Genomic DNA, 13,286 nt, shown 5'->3' with positions numbered 1-13,286 from the left:
CCTCTCTCTTGAGTTAAGGAGGACGGTCTGGGTGCTCCGCCGTGTTGCCCTTTGGAGACCCGGGACACCCACGACCACCCACCCCACCCCCACGCGCCGCACGACCACGGCACCGCCGGCCACGAAGGTCACGCGGGCCCCGAAGGTCACGGACACGGGGGTCACAGTCACGGTGTCGCCGCCGACGCGGACCGGCGCTGGCTCGGCATCGCCCTCGGCCTGATCACCGGCTTCATGGCCATCGAGGTGGTCATCGGTGTCCTGGCGCACTCCCTGGCCCTGATCTCCGACGCCGCGCACATGCTGACGGACGCCGTCTCGATCGTCCTCGCACTGATCGCGATGCGGCTGGCCGCCCGGCCGGCGCGCGGTGGGTTCACGTACGGCCTCAAGCGCGCGGAGATACTTTCCGCCCAGGCCAACGGCCTCACCCTGCTGCTGCTGGCGGTCTGGCTGGCGTACGAAGCCGTACGGCGGCTGCTCGACCCGCCGCCCGTGGAGGGCGGGTTGGTGCTGGTGACGGCGCTCGCGGGCATCGTCGTCAACATCGTGGCGGCCTGGTGCATCTCGAAGGCGAACCGCACCTCGCTCGCGGTGGAGGGCGCCTACCAGCACATCCTCAACGACCTGTTCGCCTTCATCGGCACCGCCGTCGCCGGTCTGATCGTGCTCACCACCGGCTTCCGGCAGGCCGACTCGATCGCCTCGCTCGTCGTGGTCGTCCTGATGGTCAAGGCGGGCTACGGACTGGTCCGCGAGTCCGGCCGGATCCTGCTGGAGGCCGCCCCGGCCCACGTGGACCCGGACACGGTCGGCGACCGCCTGGTCGGGCAGCCCCCGGTCACCGAGGTCCACGACCTGCACATCTGGACCATCACCTCCGGACAGGCCGCGCTCTCCGCGCACGTGCTGGTGGCCCCGGAGGGCGATTGCCACGCCGTGCGCCGGGACCTGGAGGCCCTGCTGGCGAAGGAGTACGGGATCACGCACACCACCCTCCAGGTGGACCACGCCCAGGACTCCCTCCTCACGGTCGGCCGCCCGGGCGAGGACCGGGCCGACCCCCACTGCGCGGACGCCCACGGCCCGGTCCACCGCCAGGGCCCGCACGACCACTGAGTCTCGCCCGGACGGGGTAGGGATGGGGCCATGACCGCGAAACGCAGCGCCGGACTGCTCCTGTTCCGCCATCGCACCGGAGCCGGGGTGCAAATCCTGCTCGGCCACATGGGCGGCCCTCTCTGGGAGCGCCGTGACGCGGGTGCCTGGTCGATCCCGAAGGGCGAGTACGGCCCGGAGGAGACCCCGCGCGACGCGGCCCGCCGGGAGTTCGAGGAGGAGATCGGGCTGCCGCCGCCGGAGGGTCCGTACCTGCCGCTGGGCGAGGTGCGGATGATCGGCGGGAAGCTGGTGACGATCTGGGCGGTGCGGGCGGACCTGGATCCGGCCCTCGCGGTGCCCGGCACCTTCACCATGGAGTGGCCGCCGAAATCGGGGCGGACGCAGGAGTTCCCCGAGCTGGACCGGGTGGAGTGGTTCGCTCCACGGGTGGCCAGAACCAAGCTGGTGGTATCTCAGATTCCTTTCCTGGAACGGCTGTTGGACGTCCTGGAGAACGAGGATTGACCTCGCCTTCACTTGCCAACAAACCCCACTTGCATGGACATTGCACATATGACGAACGTCGTGCTGGTGGGAACCCTGGACACCAAGGGTGTGGAGTACGGCTGGCTGCGCGAGAGGCTGCTGCGCGCCGGCGTCGAAGTGATCACGGTCGACACAGGAATCATGAACGAGCCCCGGGTTCCCGCCGACGTACCGCGCGAAGCGGTGGCGCGGGCCGCGGGAAGCGAACTGTCCGAACTGCGCGCGGCCGCCGACCGGGGCGCGGCCGTCACCACGATGGCCCGGGGCGCGGAAGCGACCCTGTTACGCCTGCACGCCGAAGGCCGGCTGCACGGAGTACTCGCGATGGGCGGCAGCGGCGGAACCTCCATCGCCACCCGGGCGATGCGCGCACTGCCGCTGGGCGTTCCGAAGGTGATGGTCTCCTCGATGGCGTCCGGGGACGTGGCCCCGTACGTCGGATCGGCGGACATCACCATGATGTACAGCGTCGTGGACATCGCGGGGATCAACAGCGTCTCCGGTCCGGTCCTGGCCAATGCCGTCGCGGCCGTCACCGGGATGGCCGAGGCCTACGCGCGCTCCGCCACGGAACTGCGCCGGCCGCCCCGGCCGGGCTCGGGGCCTCCTCCCGCTCCCCGGCCGCTGATCGCGGCGAGCATGGCGGGCGTGACCACGATCGGCGTGGACGCCGCCCGGGAACGGCTGACGGAACTGGGTTACGAGGTACTGGTCTTCCACGTCAGCGGCAGCGGCGGCCGGACCCTGGAGACCCTGGCCGGCCAGGGGATCTTCGCCGGGGTCCTCGACCTCACCCTCAGCGAGCTCGCGGACGACCTGTGCGGCGGCATCCTGACCGCCGGGCCCGACCGGCTCAGCGCCGCCGGGCGGGCCGGGATTCCGCAGGTGGTGAGCCTGGGGGCGCTGGACATGGTGAAGTTCGGCCCGTTGGAGAGCCTGCCCGAACGGGTCCGCCACCGCCGGGTCCACGTCCACAACCCCTCGATCACGGTGATCCGTACGACCGGGGCCGAGTGCGCCGAGCTGGGCCGCCGGGTCGCCGCCAAACTCCGTGCGGCCACCGGCCCCACGGCCGTCTGCGTACCGCTGCGCGGACTGTCCACGCTCGGCGTCCCGGGCGGGCCCTACCATGACCCCGACGCCGACGGGGCGCTGTTCTCGGCGCTGCGCGAAGGCCTGCGGGGCAGCGCCGCCCGGATCCACGACTACGACACCCACATCAACGATCCGGACTTCGGGCGGGCGGCGGCCGACCGGCTGCACTCCATGATCGGAGCGCGGGCCGCAGCCGCCTGAGCCGAGCGTCCCCGACAGGGAACCGGCCGTGGCGGAAATGTGTCCCAGGTGGTGGCCGGTCCCCTGGAAGGAGCGGCTCCGGGGCGCGGTCACGCCACGGCAAGGGGGGAAGGCATGAACGGCGTGTGGTCGGTTCCCGGTTACTCGCAGGTCCGCGAGCTCGGTTCGGGCGCCAGCGGCCGCGTGGTCCTCGCGGTCCACGAGGGCACCGGCACGGCCGTCGCGGTGAAGTACCTGAACGACCGGATGCTCGAGAACCCGGTCTTCGTCCGGGAGTTCCGGGCGGAAGCCCAACTGCTCGGCGCCCTGCGCTCCCCGTACGTGGTCGGGCTGTACGAGTACGTCGAGGCGCCCGGCGGCGCCGCGATCGTCATGGAACTGGTGGACGGCATCCCGCTGAACGCCCTGCTCAAGCAGTGCGGGCGGACGGGGCCGGAGGCGGCGCTGGTACTGCTGAAGGGCTCCTTGCTGGGGCTCGCCGACGCCCACCGGGCCGGTGTGGTCCACCGGGACTACAAGCCGGCGAACGTCCTGGTCGCTGCCAACGGAACCTCCAAGCTGGTGGACTTCGGAATCGCCACCCCCCTGGGCACCACGCCCGGGGCGGCGGGCACCCCCGCCTACATGGCCCCCGAGCAGTGGCAGGGCCGGCCCGCCTCGCCCGAGGCCGACGTGTACGCGGCGACGGCGACCTTCTTCGAATGCCTGACCGGCCGCAAGCCCTACGACGGGCAGAACTTCGCCGAGCTCGCCGTCCAGCACATCGAGGCGCCGGTCCCGGAGACCGAGGCACCCGAGCCGGTGCGCCCGCTGATCCGGCGCGGACTGGCCAAGGCTCCCGAACAACGGCCCGAGAACGCCGACGCGTTCGTCGCGGAGCTGGAGGCGGTGGCCCTGGCGGCGTACGGGCCCCAGTGGGAGGAGCGCGGACAGCGCAAGCTGGCCGCGCTGGCGGCCCTGCTGCCCCTGCTGTTCCCCTCCGCGGGCGCCCCCGCGCAGGGCACCACCGCCCTGGCCACGACGGTCCTGCCGGCGCCGCGCCCGCCCTGGGCCCCGGGCGGGCGCGGTCTGCTCGCGGCGGGGGCGGCGCTCGTGCTCGGGCTGGTGGCCGTGCTCGGCTACCAGGCGGTGGGCTCGGAGCCGGGCGGCGCGAGGGCGCTGAACGCGTTCGCGACGTCGAGCGCGTCGGCGCCCTCCCCGGGCAGCGGCCCGTCCCCGGCACCGTCTGCCTCTCCGAGCCGGAGCACCAGCCCGAGCCCGTCGGCGAGTGCGACCGGTACGACGCCGTCGCCGTCCGCGTCGGTGTCCGCGTCCGCCACGCCCACGTACAGCAGTCCCCCGTCCCCGACGCCGACCCCCACCACATCCCCGACACCGACACCGACGCCCACACCCACGCCCACACCGAGCCCGAGCGTGATCGTGTCCTCGGTGTCCGTCACCCTCGAAGCCTCGCCCACGCTCGGTGAAGCGACCGTGAGCCTCGACGCCAAAGGCGGGCCCGTCACCGTGCTCTTCGAGTGGTTCCTCGGCGATGCGCCGAACGACCTCGCCGTCGCGGACGGCACCGACCGGGTCATCGCGCCCGCCGGCTCGCCGACCTCGCTGTCGCAGCAGCACGCCTTCACGCGGCGCAGCGGCTGCTACCTGACGGTGCGCGCCTCCACCGAACCCGCCGCCCCCAAGCGGTACGCGTACGCGACCGTCCAGATCCCGCGCTGCGCGGTGCCCCAATGACCGGGCCCCACGCACCGCAGGGCGACGACGACTACAGCGCCACCGTGCTCGGCAGCCACTGGATCACCGGGCCGCCCCGGGGCACGGAGCAGACCGAGCGGCTCGACGACACCGGCCGGACCGAACGGACCGACGCGACCGAACGGACGGGCGCGACCGCGCGGTTCGACGTGCCGGTGGGTGCCGTCCCGGACCGGGTCGAGGGATCCGTACTGCGCTTCGGACCGGGGGTGACCGCCGCACTCCCCGCGCCGTTCCCGCTGTCCCCCGGCCCGGCCCCCCGCCGGCGCCGCCGCGAATGGCGGCGCTACACGCTGGCGGGCCTCGTCCTGGTCGCGGTCCTCTGCTACCTGGGCTGGCAGCGCTACGGCCCGGCCCTGGAGGTCCGGGACGTGGCGGTGACCACCGACGCCAAGGGCCCCGGCTGCGACGGCACCGCCGACGTGGTGGCCGTCGTACGGACCAACGGGCGGCCGGGGGTCCTCGCGTACCGCTGGCTGCGCAGTGACGGCACCCGCTCGGAGCAGCTCACCGAACGGGTCCCGAGCGGCCGGACGGAGGCCCGGCTGCACCTGCTGTGGACCTTCCAGGGCGCGGGCGCCTACGCCGCGAAGGCCGAGCTGGAGCTCGTCTCACCCGTACGGCAGACCGCCGCGGCGGAGTTCACGTACCGCTGCCGCCCGTAACGGGCGCGGGGGCGGGACCGGGCGCGGGGATGCGGATCACCGCGAGCCCGCCGTCGAGGTCGACGCGGGAGCGGGGCGGGGCGCCGTCCTCACGGTACCCCGCCCCGGTCCTCCTTTCGGCCCACGGCCCGGGCCCGCGGACCGGTCCTTCCGGCCGGGTGATCGTGGCCGTGCGGCCGAGGCGCCGCCACCCCCGCCCCTGGTTGACTCGAATGTGTTGGCGAGGGCATCAGGGATGGCCCTCACGGCACCCTTGCTGCCACGTTCCAGCCGGCGACACACCCCAACCGGAACGTGGCTGTCCCGCACGGATGCCAAGTCCGCGCGGGAGGCCCGCAGCCGCTTTGGGGAGTGGCTGCGGGCCGTCTTGCCTGCCCGTCCGTGGCGGGCAGCTTCAGGCCGCTCCGTCTTCAGAAGCGGGCGTGCGCGGTGATGTCCGCCGCGAACTCCCCCGTCATCGCCGGGGTCACCGTCGGCCGGCACTGCGCCACCGCCGCCAGGTAGTCCTCGGTGCTCGCGCCCAGCTGGGCCGCCGCCGCGCCCCGCGCGCCCACCGCCTCCAGGTCCCGCTCGAAGGACACCTGCGCCGCGATCCGCGCCGCGTGCTCGATGTCGGCCGGGGTGAACAGCTCGCTCGCCCCCACCAGCGCCGCCACGTCCACATCGGGACGGCCCGCCGTGTACCGGGCCCAGATCGCGGCGCGGGCGCCCGCGTCCGGGGTGCCGATCGGGATCAGGTAGTCGAAGCGGCCAGGCCGCAGGAAGGCCGGGTCGAGGGAGCGGATGGAGTTGGTCGCGCAGACCAGGAGCCGTTCGTCGCCCTCGCGGAAGCCGGGTATCAGCTTGAGCAGCTCGTTGGTCACCCCGTGGATCCCGCCGGGCTGGGCGGGTTCGGTGCGCACCGGGGCGATCTCCTCGACCTCGTCGATGAAGACGAGCACCCGTTCCAGCTCGGCGATGCGGGCGAACGCGTCGCGCAGCGCCGCCGCGAGGTTGCCCTCGTCGGCGAGGCGGGAGGGCAGCAGTTCCACGAAGGGCCAGCCGAGGCGGGAGGCGATGGCCCGGGCGAAGGTGGTCTTGCCGGTACCGGGCGGGCCGAAGAGGGTGATGGCGCGCGGCGGCCGCACCCCGTGCGCGGCGGCCCGCTCGGGTTCGGCGAGCGGCAGCACCACGCGCCGCTCGATGAGGTCCTTCTCCGTCTCCATGCCGGCGACCTTGGCCCACAGGTCGTTCGGCAGGAAGCGGCCGCCGAGGTCGTCCAGGAGGCCGGCGGCCGGTCCGTGCAGCGGCTCGGTCTTCTCGAAGTAGGCGACGGCGGGCTGACGGGTGTAGCCGGCGTTGAGCAGGCCCTCGCCGAGCAGGTCCTCCTCGGGCAGGACGTACGCGATGCGCCCGACGCGGGCGGCGATGAGCCGCCGTTCCAGCTCCACGAGCAGCGCGCTGGCCAGGCCCCGGCCGCGCCAGCCCGCGGCGATGGCGATGCGCATGACCCAGGCGCGTTCGCCGGTGACGCAGGCGAGGGCGGCGCCGATGGGGACGCCCTGGTGGACGGCGACCACGCAGGGCTGCCGGTCGGTGAGGGCGCTGATGCATTCGGCGAGTGAGAAGACCGACTCCTGGCCGAGTTCGGCCGTGGTGTCGATCAGGTGGACAACGGCCGCGAGATCGCTCTCGCGGTAGTCGTGGATCAGCCAGTTCACCGGGTACCGCCCCTCGTTCGTGCTCCTGCGTGCCTGCTGGGTGCCTGGTGCGCACCTTGTTGCCGCGAGGCTAGGGGCGGGCGGGCCCCGTGATCACGCTCCGTCGTGCACAACACCCGGTCCGGGAACCCTCCGTATCGTCCATAGACTGGTGGTTTCCGCCCGAACTGATGCCCGAGGATCCGTACGCCTTCATGACTTCCCACATATCCACCGCCGTCCGGCGGCCGTATCTCGTGTGGCCGGCTCCGGTCCTCTGGACCCTGGCGCTCGGATTGTGGGGACTCTCCCGGCAGAACAGCGTGTGGCGGGACGAGGCGGCGACCTGGCAGGTGGCGGAGCGTTCGCCGGCTGAGATCTGGCACCTCCTCGGGAACGTGGACGCGGTCCACGGCCTGTACTACCTGCTGGTGCACGTGCTCTTCGAGGTGTTCGGGGCGAGCACGACCACCCTGCGCCTCCCTTCGGTGCTGGCGGTGGCGGTCGCCGCCGGCTGTGTGGCGCTGATCGGGCGCCGGCTGGCGGGCCCGTGGGCCGGGCTGGGCGGCGGACTGGCCCTCGGGCTGCTGCCGGCCGTGCAGTTCCAGCTCCAGGAGGGCCGGTCCTACGCGCTGATCGCGGGCGGGGCCGGACTGTCGACCCTGCTCCTCGTCTCGCTGATCGCGTCGGCCCCCGAAGCCGGTCACGAACGGCGGCGGACCTGGCCGCGCTGGACGGCGTACGGGGCTCTCGTGCTGGTCTGCGCCCTGCTGAACTGGTTCTCCCTGCTGATCCTGCCCGCCCACGCGGTGACCCTGTGGTGGGCGCGGGCCGGACGCCGTGTCGTGGCGCCCTGGCTGCTCGCCTCGGCCGCGGCCGTGGCGGGGGCGCTGCCGCTGATCCTGTTCAGCCGGACCCAGTCCGGGCAGGTCTCCTGGATACCGCCGCTGACCTGGCACATGATGATCGGCCCGGGCGTCCTGCTGACGGTCGGCGCACTGGCCTCGTGGGCGGACCTCCGGGGTGGGCCGCGCACCGGGCACCCGGCCCGGCTGACGGCGGCCTCGGTCGGACTGCCGCTGCTGGCGGTGCCCCTGCTGGGGCTGGCCGCCGCCTCGCTGATCCAGCCGCTGTTCCTCGACCGGTACGTGCTGTTCTCCATGCTGGGCCTGGCCCTGCTGATCGGTGCGGCGCTGGGCGCGGCCGTACGGGCCCTCGCGCCCCGGTACCCGAAGGCGTCGGGCGCGCTCGTGCCGGTCGTGGTGGCGGTCTCGGCGGTGGCGCTGCTGCCGGTGGCGCTGGCCGACAGGTCTCCGGCCAGCCGGGTGGACGACGTACTGGCGGTGGCCGGGGAGGTGTCCGTGCTGAAGCGGGACGGCGACGCGGTGCTCTTCGTCCCGGCGGCCCGGCGGGACACCGCATTGGTCTCGCCCGGGGCGTTCGCCGGTCTGGAGGACATCGCCCTGTCCCGCGGCCCCGCGGAGTCGGGCACCCTCAAGGGCGAGGAGGCCGACCCGGCACGGATCTCGGCGGTCCTGCGGGAGCAGCGGCGGGTCCTCCTGGTGACGGACGCGCGGAAGGTGTCGAAGCCACCGGGCTCCGCGGCGGACCGGGCGAAGGCGGCCGTGCTGCGGGCGGAGTTCACCGCGGTGGAGGACCGGGAGGTCCGCGGCCGCCGGGTGACGGTGTACGAGCGGCGCGGCTGACCGCGGAACGCCCGTCCGGCTATCCGTCAGCCGGCTATCCGTCCACCGGCTTGCGGTCCACCGGGGTGGGGACCTCGATGGGGCCGCCGCCTCCGGTCGGCGGAGGGTGCCCTCCCGCGAAGGCGCTCGCCCGCCTCCCTCCCCGGATTCACAGCGGATTCATATGGATCCCCCGGTTCCGGTCACAGGTTGCCCCGTGAGGCTCGGAGCATGATCCAGCGCCTCCCCTCCCGACCGGACCGCCGCTCCCGCGCCCGTGCCCGTGGCCGGCGCACTTCGCGGATCCTGCTCGCCCTGGCCACCATGACGGCCCTGCTCGGCGTCGACGCCCCCGACGGGCCGGCCGGACCGCCGCTGGGCGTCACCCTCAGGGCCGCCGCCGACGAGACGGCAGGGCGGGTCGGCGCGCTCTTCGCGGGCGGGCTCGACGGCGGCCATTTCTGCACCGCGTCCGTGGTGCGCAGCCAGGACCGCGATGTGATCGTCACCGCCGCGCACTGCCTGGGCAGCCCGGACACCACCTACTTCGCCCCTGGCTACCGCGACGGCGAGGCCCCGTACGGCCTGTGGAAGCTGACCGGCCCGTACGTGGCACCGGGCTGGACGGACGGCGAGGACCCCGACGACGACATCGCCTTCGCGACGGTCGCCCCGCCGGAGGGCCTGCAGCCGGACGGCCTGCAGATCGAGGACGTGGTCGGCGGCTTCCCGGTCGCGGCGGAGCGGCCGGCCGGTGCCACGGTGTCCGTCGTGGGCTACCCGAGCCGTGACGGGTCCCCGCTGTACTGCGCCAACACCACGACCCTGTTCTCCGCCACGCAGCGCCGCATCGAGTGCCCGGACCTGAGCGGCGGCACCAGCGGCAGCCCCTGGCTCGCCGAGGGCGCCCTGACGGGCGTGCTCGGCGGCTACGAGGGCGGCGGGACCGTACCCGAGGTCTCGTACAGCGCGGTCATGGGCGACCGGGCGGTGGAGCTCTACCGCGAGGCCTCCGGCATCGACACCGGCATCGGCATCGGCATCGGCATCGGCTGAACCGGGGCCCGGGCCGTCCGTACCCGCGGCCGGGCGGTCAGTTGCCGGGGCCGACCGGGGTGGGGGCCGCGAACCAGGTCGGCTCGTCCTTCAGGGCCTGGCGGATCCGGTCCACCGCGAAGGACTCCAGCGGCTCCGGCAGCGCGTCCGGTTCGAACCAGCCCACGTCCAGCGACTCGTTGTCGTTGACCCGCGCCTCCCCGCCGGTGGCCCGGCAGCGGAAGGTGATGTCCTGGTACTGGCAGACGTCCCCGTTCTCGTAGGTGATCGGCGGGAGCATCTGCACCAGCACCACCCGGTCCGGTACGCACCGCACCGCCGTCTCCTCGTACACCTCGCGGACCGCCGTGTCGGCCGGCTGTTCGCCCGGCTCAGCGATCCCGCCGACGACCGACCACCGTCCGGTGTCGGCGCGCCGGCCCAGCAGGACCCGCCCCCGGTCGTCGAAGACGACGGCGGTCACCCCGGGCAGCAGCAGCAGCTGGTGGCCGGCGGTGGCGCGCAGGGTGCGGATGAAGTCAGGTGTGGTCATTCCCAAACCCTACGAGGACCGGGCGAAACGCCGGGCGAACGACCAGCCAATTCCCGCCACGGCCACGGCCAGCAGGAGGTATTCGGCGAGCGGGCCGAAGCGGGTGGCCGGCGTCTGCGTGGAGCGCAGCGGGATCTCGGCGACCAGGGCGTCGGCCGTGAACAGCTTCGTCTGCTGCACGATCTCGCCGTCGGGGCGGATCACGGCGCTGACCCCGCTGGTGACGGGGACCAGTACGGTCCGGCTGTGCTCCACGGCCCGGACCCGGTCCATGGCGAGCTGCTGGTAGGTCATCTCGGTGCGGCCGAAGGTGGCGTTGTTGCTCGGTACCGCGATCACCTGGGCGCCGGCCTGGACGGTGGAGCGGACCGCGTCGTCGAAGGCGGCCTCGTAGCAGGTGACCATGCCGACTCCGCTGCCCGCCATGTCGAAGACCCCGGGCTCCTTGCCGGGGCCGAAGTCGCGCCGCACCCGGTCCACGTCGGAACTGAAGAGCCTGACGAAGGAGCGCATCGGGATGCGCTCGCCGAAGGGCTGGATCTTGCGCTTGTCGTAGGTGTCCACGGGGCCCTTGACCGGGTCCCACAGGATCATCGTGTTGCGCAGCGGGCCGGTCTCCGGGGCGAGCACGGAGCCGATGGCGACGGGCACCCCGATGGTCTTGACCGCGTTGTCGATGACTCCGTAGGCATCGGGCTCGGTGTACGGGTCGATGTCGGAGGAGTTCTCCGGCCAGACGACGAAGTCCGGCTTCGCGACTTTGCCCAGCTTGACGTCCTCGGCGAGCTGGATCGTGCGCTTGGCGTGGTTGTCCAGGACCTGGCGGCGCTGGGCGTTGAAGTCGAACCCGGCGCGCGGGACGTTGCCCTGGATGACCGCGGCCACGACGGTGCCGTCCTCGGCCGCGTCGGAGACCAGCGGCCTGGCCGCCAGTGCACCGGCGAGCGGGGCGGCCACGGCGGTGGCGGCGAGCAGCGCGGCGGTGGCCCGACGGGTGTCGGCGCCGACGCGCAGGACCTCGTACAGCCCGAATCCACACAGGGCCACGGCGAAGGAGAGCAGCGGGGTGCCGCCGAGCGCGGCGAGCGGCAGGAAGACGCCGTCGGGCTGGCCGAAGGCGAGCTTGCCCCAGGGGAAGCCGCCGAAGGGGGCCCGGGCGCGCAGTGCCTCGCCGGCGATCCAGACGGCGGCGCCCCACAGCGGCCAGCCGGGGAGCCGGCTGACGAGGGCGATGCCGAGGGTGGTGAGGCCGATCAGCAGGGATTCGAGGGTGACGAGCGCCAGCCACGGCACCGGGCCGACGCCCTCGCCGGTCCAGACGAGCAGCGGCAGCAGGAAGCCGAGCCCGTGCAGCACACCGAGGCCGAAGCCGGCCCGCGCGCGGCGCCCGTACAGGCACCAGCCGAGCAGGGCGAGGGCGAGGGGGGCCAGCCACCACAGGGGGCGGGGCGGGAAGCTGAGGTAGAGCAGCACTCCGGACAGGACCGCGGCCCCGGGCCGCGCCGGCCGGCCGGCCCACCGCCGCGCGGGGGAACGCGTCACGGCCCCTGCCCCGGGCGCCGGCGTCGCCGCGCCGTCCTCCGCTCGCCCTTGCGGTTCGTTCCCCGCACCGTTTCCGGCATCGTTCCCGGCATCGTTCCCGGCCGCGCGGGTCGCACTGCTGCTCATCTGGCGGAGTGTACGTCCCCTCGCTGTGCCGGTGACGGAGTCAGTGGGCCAGGGCGCGCAGATGGGTGCGGATCACACGGACGGCGTTCTCCGCGTCGTCGACCGTGACGGTGAAGAGCTTGCCGTCGCCGAGCCGGAGTTCCAGCCCTTCCCCGCGCCGGACGATGACGGCGGTGCCGCGCTCGGGACGCCAGCGGTAGCCCCAGCCGCCCCACTGCTGCGGGGTGATCCGGGGCACGTATTCGGCGGCCTCCACCTCCGTGAGCCGGATCCTGCGGCGCGGCAGCCCGATGTGCCCGCAGCGCACCTCGATGGCCTCGGCGTCGACGGTGACCGCGGCGTGCACGAAGGCGAGGGTGCCGAAGAGGATGAGCAGACCCGCGGCGAGGCAGCCGATCACGGCCATGAGCAGCGCCACGATGCCCGCGTCCGATGCGTGGTCGACGGCGAGCTCGATGCCGAGCGCGAGACAGGCCGCACCGGCTCCGGCGAGGAACCACTGCACGCGGTTGGAGGCCCGGCCCGTCCAGAGCGGACCCGGTGGGTGACCCGTCATGTGTAGCAGCGTACTCACGTTACGCAGGGACGCCACCGGCCTCTTGACCTGAAGCGCACTTGAGGTCCTACGGTCGCGGACATGACGGACAACGAGGCGGCAGAGGTGTCGGGGCGGACGATCCCGGAGCGCTATCGCACGGCGGTGGTGCCGCACATCATGGTGGCCGACGCGGTCGGCGCCCTGGATTTCTACGTACGGGCCTTCGGGGCCGTGGAGGAATACCGGCTGGACGCGCCGGGCGGCGGCGTCCTGCACGCGGAGCTGCGCATCGGCGGGGCGGTGCTGATGCTCGGCGACACGGCCGGCGGCGGGTTCACCGCGCCGACCGCGCTGGGCGGGACGTCGGTGGCGCTGCACGTGTTCGTCGCGGACGTGGACGAACTCGTCCGGACGGCCGCGGCGGCCGGCGCGGAAGTGCTGCAGGAGCCCGCGGACCAGTTCCACGGCGACCGGACGGCCCACCTGCGCGACCCGTACGGACACACGTGGATCTTCCTGACCCACCTGGAGGACATGTCGCCGGAGGAAGCGCACCGCCGACTGGCCTCGACGGGTACCCCTTAGGCCGTCTCTTCCGTATCTTGCCGGGCCCGCGCCGCCCGGCACGGCACCGGACGACGCGGACCTGACCGGCAAGATCCGAAAGACGGCCTAGCTGTATTGACCCGCAGCGTTGTTGACGCGGCTGATCGGCGGGTGTCCGCCCAGTGCGGTGTGGCAGCGGTGGTGGTTGTAGGTGTG

At 73.5% G+C, this 13,286-nt stretch carries 13 protein-coding genes; 8 read left to right on the top strand and 5 right to left on the bottom strand.

The window, feature by feature from the left end; genetic code table 11:
- Positions 1 to 51 precede the first annotated feature (51 nt).
- The 5 genes from ACFWBW_RS27190 to ACFWBW_RS27170 all read left to right on the top strand — a co-directional run bounded on the left by ACFWBW_RS27190 (position 52) and on the right by ACFWBW_RS27170 (position 5,366).
- Positions 52 to 1,119, top strand: a complete 1,068-nt coding sequence (locus tag ACFWBW_RS27190) for a cation diffusion facilitator family transporter (RefSeq protein WP_385377357.1) — start codon at positions 52 to 54, stop codon at positions 1,117 to 1,119.
- A 30-nt stretch (positions 1,120 to 1,149) separates the two neighbouring features.
- Positions 1,150 to 1,626 (top strand): NUDIX domain-containing protein, encoded by a 477-nt coding sequence (locus ACFWBW_RS27185; RefSeq protein WP_385377354.1) that lies wholly within the window; start codon positions 1,150 to 1,152, stop codon positions 1,624 to 1,626.
- 48 nt (positions 1,627 to 1,674) lie between these two features.
- Positions 1,675 to 2,943: a Tm-1-like ATP-binding domain-containing protein gene (locus ACFWBW_RS27180; protein ID WP_385377351.1), complete on the top strand. Its 1,269-nt coding sequence runs from the start codon at positions 1,675 to 1,677 to the stop codon at positions 2,941 to 2,943.
- Positions 2,944 to 3,057: 114 nt separating this feature from the next.
- Complete coding sequence (locus ACFWBW_RS27175) at positions 3,058 to 4,680, top strand: serine/threonine-protein kinase (protein WP_385377348.1); 1,623 nt, start codon at positions 3,058 to 3,060, stop codon at positions 4,678 to 4,680.
- Positions 4,677 to 5,366 carry a hypothetical protein gene (locus ACFWBW_RS27170; protein WP_385377345.1) on the top strand — a complete coding sequence of 230 codons (690 nt, stop codon included), beginning with the start codon at positions 4,677 to 4,679 and terminating at the stop codon, positions 5,364 to 5,366. Before ACFWBW_RS27175 ends, ACFWBW_RS27170 begins: the two co-directional genes overlap by 4 nt.
- Here the strand turns inward: ACFWBW_RS27170 and ACFWBW_RS27165 are convergent.
- Both ACFWBW_RS27165 and ACFWBW_RS27160 read right to left on the bottom strand, forming a co-directional pair.
- Positions 5,344 to 5,529 (bottom strand): DUF6191 domain-containing protein, encoded by a 186-nt coding sequence (locus ACFWBW_RS27165; protein ID WP_385377471.1) that lies wholly within the window; start codon positions 5,527 to 5,529, stop codon positions 5,344 to 5,346. The genes ACFWBW_RS27170 and ACFWBW_RS27165 overlap by 23 nt on opposite strands.
- A 247-nt stretch (positions 5,530 to 5,776) precedes the next feature.
- Positions 5,777 to 7,066 carry an ATP-binding protein gene (locus ACFWBW_RS27160; RefSeq protein ID WP_243340769.1) on the bottom strand — a complete coding sequence of 430 codons (1,290 nt, stop codon included), beginning with the start codon at positions 7,064 to 7,066 and terminating at the stop codon, positions 5,777 to 5,779.
- A gap of 194 nt (positions 7,067 to 7,260) precedes the next feature.
- Between ACFWBW_RS27160 and ACFWBW_RS27155 the strand changes: the two genes are divergently transcribed.
- Positions 7,261 to 8,751, top strand: coding sequence for a hypothetical protein (locus ACFWBW_RS27155; protein WP_385377342.1), 1,491 nt, complete (start codon positions 7,261 to 7,263; stop codon positions 8,749 to 8,751).
- 210 nt (positions 8,752 to 8,961) lie between these two features.
- Positions 8,962 to 9,786 (top strand): trypsin-like serine peptidase, encoded by an 825-nt coding sequence (locus ACFWBW_RS27150; protein WP_385377340.1) that lies wholly within the window; start codon positions 8,962 to 8,964, stop codon positions 9,784 to 9,786.
- A 37-nt stretch (positions 9,787 to 9,823) separates the two neighbouring features.
- Here ACFWBW_RS27150 and ACFWBW_RS27145 read toward each other — a convergent pair whose 3' ends face one another.
- The 3 genes from ACFWBW_RS27145 to ACFWBW_RS27135 all read right to left on the bottom strand — a co-directional run bounded on the left by ACFWBW_RS27145 (position 9,824) and on the right by ACFWBW_RS27135 (position 12,542).
- On the bottom strand, positions 9,824 to 10,318 hold the full coding sequence (locus ACFWBW_RS27145) for an NUDIX domain-containing protein (RefSeq protein WP_385377337.1): 495 nt from the start codon (positions 10,316 to 10,318) through the stop codon (positions 9,824 to 9,826).
- A gap of 9 nt (positions 10,319 to 10,327) precedes the next feature.
- A complete protein-coding gene (lnt, locus tag ACFWBW_RS27140) occupies positions 10,328 to 11,860 on the bottom strand; it encodes an apolipoprotein N-acyltransferase (protein WP_385377334.1) in 1,533 nt (510 codons plus the stop codon).
- A gap of 166 nt (positions 11,861 to 12,026) precedes the next feature.
- Positions 12,027 to 12,542, bottom strand: a complete 516-nt coding sequence (locus ACFWBW_RS27135; RefSeq protein ID WP_385377331.1) for a hypothetical protein — start codon at positions 12,540 to 12,542, stop codon at positions 12,027 to 12,029.
- A gap of 81 nt (positions 12,543 to 12,623) precedes the next feature.
- On the opposite strand from ACFWBW_RS27135, the gene ACFWBW_RS27130 reads away from it, so the two are divergent.
- The gene (locus ACFWBW_RS27130) at positions 12,624 to 13,109 is read left to right on the top strand and encodes a VOC family protein (protein ID WP_385377328.1); all 486 of its coding nucleotides are present in this window, start codon (positions 12,624 to 12,626) and stop codon (positions 13,107 to 13,109) included.
- Positions 13,110 to 13,286: the final 177 nt, after the last annotated feature.

The sequence above is a fragment of the Streptomyces sp. NPDC059957 genome (genome assembly GCF_042730015.1).
Taxonomy (GTDB): domain Bacteria; phylum Actinomycetota; class Actinomycetes; order Streptomycetales; family Streptomycetaceae; genus Streptomyces.
The sequence above is the reverse complement of the archived record's forward strand: the minus strand, read 5'-3'. Positions and strand labels throughout refer to the sequence as shown.

What these genes read in the sequence shown, in the direction of transcription:
- ACFWBW_RS27185 (WP_385377354.1), top strand. Translation starts at nt 1,150, where the DNA reads ATGACCGCGAAACGCAGCGCCGGACTGCTCCTGTTCCGCCATCGCACC.
- ACFWBW_RS27155 (WP_385377342.1), top strand. Translation starts at nt 7,261, where the DNA reads ATGACTTCCCACATATCCACCGCCGTCCGGCGGCCGTATCTCGTGTGG.
- ACFWBW_RS27135 (WP_385377331.1), bottom strand. Translation starts at nt 12,542, where the DNA reads ATGACGGGTCACCCACCGGGTCCGCTCTGGACGGGCCGGGCCTCCAAC.
- ACFWBW_RS27145 (WP_385377337.1), bottom strand. Translation starts at nt 10,318, where the DNA reads ATGACCACACCTGACTTCATCCGCACCCTGCGCGCCACCGCCGGCCAC.
- ACFWBW_RS27150 (WP_385377340.1), top strand. Translation starts at nt 8,962, where the DNA reads ATGATCCAGCGCCTCCCCTCCCGACCGGACCGCCGCTCCCGCGCCCGT.
- ACFWBW_RS27170 (WP_385377345.1), top strand. Translation starts at nt 4,677, where the DNA reads ATGACCGGGCCCCACGCACCGCAGGGCGACGACGACTACAGCGCCACC.
- ACFWBW_RS27175 (WP_385377348.1), top strand. Translation starts at nt 3,058, where the DNA reads ATGAACGGCGTGTGGTCGGTTCCCGGTTACTCGCAGGTCCGCGAGCTC.
- ACFWBW_RS27130 (WP_385377328.1), top strand. Translation starts at nt 12,624, where the DNA reads ATGACGGACAACGAGGCGGCAGAGGTGTCGGGGCGGACGATCCCGGAG.
- ACFWBW_RS27180 (WP_385377351.1), top strand. Translation starts at nt 1,675, where the DNA reads ATGACGAACGTCGTGCTGGTGGGAACCCTGGACACCAAGGGTGTGGAG.